The 358-nt window shown below is 30.2% G+C and carries 1 protein-coding gene; it reads left to right on the forward strand.

The genetic code is table 11. The features are described 5' to 3' along the window. Positions 1-4: 4 nt before the first annotated feature. A partial coding sequence (locus tag GUI70_RS25425; RefSeq protein ID WP_272952924.1) for a TSUP family transporter occupies positions 5-358 on the forward strand: 354 nt, incomplete at its 3' end.

The following is a 358-nucleotide window of genomic DNA, read 5'->3' on the forward strand; positions in this document are numbered from 1 at the left end:
AATATTGAAACCTTTAATCATTATTGCACTTTCGTCGGTGTTTATATTCACATTACTTAAAAAATATTGGGGCAATACACGCACGTTTACTCAATTTACATTTAAGAAAGCCATAATATTTGCAGCAATTTTTATATTAATCGGCTTTTATGATGGATTTGTAGTTGTGGTAACAGGTTCATTTATTCTTTTTGTATTGTTAGTCTTTGGTTTTGATTTTTTAAGTGCAGCAGGAAATGCTAAAGTTTTGAACTTTGCTTCTAATATAGGTGCGCTTGTATTATTTATGGTATTAGGACAAGTAGATTATGTAATAGGTTTAATTATGGCTACAAGCATGATTGCTGGGTCATATACT

Origin of the sequence: Deinococcus alpinitundrae (assembly GCF_009982895.1) — a bacterium.
Taxonomy (GTDB): Bacteria; Deinococcota; Deinococci; order Deinococcales; family Deinococcaceae; genus Deinococcus; species Deinococcus alpinitundrae.